At 53.4% G+C, this 3278-nt stretch carries 2 rRNA genes; both read left to right on the top strand.

The window, feature by feature from the left end:
• Nucleotides 1-72: 72 nt before the first annotated feature.
• Nucleotides 73-2959 (top strand): 23S ribosomal RNA (locus V0R37_RS21750).
• A 198-nt stretch (nucleotides 2960-3157) separates the two neighbouring features.
• A 5S ribosomal RNA gene (rrf, locus tag V0R37_RS21745) occupies nucleotides 3158-3270 on the top strand.
• The last annotated feature ends 8 nt before the right edge of the window (nucleotides 3271-3278 follow it).

Below are 3278 nucleotides of genomic sequence, written 5' to 3'. Positions count from 1 at the left end.
ATACGGCCTTTGAAAATGATGAACGGCACAAACACGCATACTCAAGTGTTTCTATAACCTATAACGTTATAGGATCAAGCGACTAAGTGCACATGGTGGATGCCTTGGCGATCACAGGCGATGAAGGACGTGGTAGCCTGCGAAATGCGGCGGGGAGCTGGCAAACAAGCTTTGATCCGCCGATGTCCGAATGGGGAAACCCACCCTCGCAAGAGGGTATCCCTGGCTGAATACATAGGCCAGCGGAAGCGAACCGGGTGAACTGAAACATCTCAGTAGCTCGAGGAAAAGAAATCAACCGAGATTCCGAAAGTAGCGGCGAGCGAAATCGGAACAGCCTTGACGTTTTAGCCGGTTGGGTAGTCGAACGCGATGGAAAGCGCGGCCGTAGCAGGTGATAGCCCTGTAGACGAAACCCAGCCGGTGGAACTAGGCGTCAGACAAGTAGGGCGGGACACGTGAAATCCTGTCTGAACATGGGGGGACCATCCTCCAAGGCTAAATACTCGTGATCGACCGATAGTGAACCAGTACCGTGAGGGAAAGGCGAAAAGAACCCCGGAAGGGGAGTGAAATAGATCCTGAAACCGTGTGCATACAAACAGTAGGAGCCTCCTTGTGGGGTGACTGCGTACCTTTTGTATAATGGGTCAGCGACTTACATTCAGTGGCAAGCTTAACCGAATAGGGAAGGCGTAGCGAAAGCGAGTCCGAATAGGGCGATTCAGTCGCTGGGTGTAGACCCGAAACCAGGCGATCTATCCATGGCCAGGTTGAAGGCACGGTAACACGTGCTGGAGGACCGAACCCACTAATGTTGAAAAATTAGGGGATGAGCTGTGGATAGGGGTGAAAGGCTAAACAAGCCTGGAAATAGCTGGTTCTCTCCGAAAACTATTTAGGTAGTGCCTCACGTATTACTGCCGGGGGTAGAGCACTGTTATAGCTAGGGGGTCATGGCGACTTACCAACCTATGGCAAACTCCGAATACCGGCAAGTAGCAGCGTGGGAGACAGAGCACCGGGTGCTAACGTCCGGACTCAAGAGGGAAACAACCCAGACCGCCAGCTAAGGTCCCAAACTATGGCTAAGTGGGAAACGAAGTGGGAAGGCACAGACAGTCAGGAGGTTGGCTTAGAAGCAGCCATCCTTTAAAGAAAGCGTAATAGCTCACTGATCGAGTCGTCCTGCGCGGAAGATGTAACGGGGCTAAGCCATAGACCGAAGCTGCGGGTGTATATCTTTGATATACGCGGTAGGAGAGCGTTCTGTAAGCCTGTGAAGGCGGATTGTGAAGTCCGCTGGAGGTATCAGAAGTGCGAATGCTGACATGAGTAGCGATAAAGGGGGTGAAAAGCCCCCTCGCCGTAAGTCCAAGGTTTCCTGCGCAACGTTCATCGGCGCAGGGTGAGTCGGCCCCTAAGGCGAGGCAGAGATGCGTAGCTGATGGGAAGCTGGTTAATATTCCAGCACCGTCGTGAAATGCGATGGGGGGACGGATTGCTGCAAGGTCATCGGGGTGTTGGATGTCCCCGTTGCTGCACTATAGAAGGCGCTTAGGTAAATCCGGGCGCGTAATTCAAGGGTGTGGCTGAATAGGACTTCGGTCCTAAACTGATCGGAAGCAGTTCCAAGAAAAGCCTCTAAGCTTCAGTTTCACGAGACCGTACCGCAAACCGACACAGGTGGACGGGATGAATATTCCAAGGCGCTTGAGAGAACTCAGGAGAAGGAACTCGGCAAATTGATACCGTAACTTCGGGAGAAGGTATACCCCGGTAGTGTGATGGGCCTGCGCCCAAAGCATGAAGGGGTCACAGAGAATCGGTGGCTGCGACTGTTTATTAAAAACACAGCACTCTGCTAACACGAAAGTGGACGTATAGGGTGTGACGCCTGCCCGGTGCCGGAAGGTTAAGTGATGGGGTGCAAGCTCTTGATCGAAGCCCCGGTAAACGGCGGCCGTAACTATAACGGTCCTAAGGTAGCGAAATTCCTTGTCGGGTAAGTTCCGACCTGCACGAATGGCGTAACGATGGCCACACTGTCTCCTCCTGAGACTCAGCGAAGTTGAAGTGTTTGTGATGATGCAATCTACCCGCGGCTAGACGGAAAGACCCCATGAACCTTTACTGTAGCTTTGCATTGGACTGTGAACCGGCCTGTGTAGGATAGGTGGGAGGCGTTGAAGTAGGCTCGCTAGAGCTTATGGAGCCAACCTTGAAATACCACCCTGGTTTGTTTGCGGTTCTAACCTTGGCCCGTTATCCGGGTTGGGGACAGTGCATGGTGGGCAGTTTGACTGGGGCGGTCTCCTCCTAAAGCGTAACGGAGGAGTTCGAAGGTACGCTAGGTACGGTCGGAAATCGTGCTGATAGTGCAATGGCATAAGCGTGCTTGACTGTGAGACTGACACGTCGAACAGGTGCGAAAGCAGGACATAGTGATCCGGTGGTTCTGAATGGAAGGGCCATCGCTCAACGGATAAAAGGTACTCTGGGGATAACAGGCTGATACCGCCCAAGAGTTCATATCGACGGCGGTGTTTGGCACCTCGATGTCGGCTCATCTCATCCTGGGGCTGTAGCCGGTCCCAAGGGTATGGCTGTTCGCCATTTAAAGAGGTACGTGAGCTGGGTTTAAAACGTCGTGAGACAGTTTGGTCCCTATCTGCCGTGGGCGTTGGATACTTGACGGAGCCTGCTCCTAGTACGAGAGGACCGGAGTGGACGTACCGCTGGTGTATCGGTTGTCATGCCAATGGCATTGCCGAGTAGCTATGTACGGAAGAGATAACCGCTGAAGGCATCTAAGCGGGAAACTCGTCTGAAGATTAGGTATCCCGGGGGCTAGACCCCCCTGAAGGGTCGTTCGAGACCAGGACGTTGATAGGTCAGGTGTGTAAGCGCAGTAATGCGTTCAGCTAACTGATACTAATTGCCCGTGCGGCTTGATCCTATAACCTTGTAGGTTGTACGTGTTCAAGTGCCGTTCAAACAAAACAAAAGTCGTACCGTGAGTTGACCGGTACGCAACCCATCGCGGCCCGTACGCCGCCACACACCCTACATTACACCCCGGTTCACCCGAGCCGGCGCGGTGCTTCTTCCCAGATTCGTTATCCACGCCCCAACGCGTGGATGACACCCGGTTACGCTTGACGACCATAGCAAGGTGGTCCCACTCCTTCCCATCCCGAACAGGACCGTGAAACGCCTTCGCGCCGATGATAGTGGACGTACGTCTGTGAAAGTAGGTCATCGTCAGGCTCTTATTG

It is taken from the genome of Pollutimonas rozaliensis, assembly GCF_048751585.1.
Taxonomy (GTDB): Bacteria; Pseudomonadota; Gammaproteobacteria; order Burkholderiales; family Burkholderiaceae_B.
This window is presented reverse-complemented; position numbering and strand designations above follow the sequence as displayed.